Annotated in this window: 1 pseudogene; it reads left to right on the top strand. The window is 70.5% G+C overall.

What is annotated here, in order from left to right:
- Window positions 1–224 (top strand): annotated as a pseudogene (locus IH68_RS0149315) (serine hydroxymethyltransferase); the annotation flags it as partial.

Here is a 224-nt window from a genome sequence, read left to right on the forward strand (position 1 = left end):
GTCATGGAGGCGCAGGGCTCGGTGCTGACCAACAAGTACGCCGAGGGCTACCCGGGCCGGCGCTACTACGGCGGCTGCGAGCACGTGGACGTCGCCGAGCAGATCGCCATCGACCGGCTCAAGGAGCTGTTCGGCGCCGAGTACGCCAACGTGCAGCCCCACTCGGGTGCCTCCGCCAACCAGGCCGCGCTGTTCGCGCTGGCCCAGCCCGGCGACACCATCCT

It is taken from the genome of Streptomyces sp. NRRL S-646 (assembly GCF_000720765.1).
In the GTDB taxonomy this organism is placed as follows: domain Bacteria; phylum Actinomycetota; class Actinomycetes; order Streptomycetales; family Streptomycetaceae; genus Streptomyces.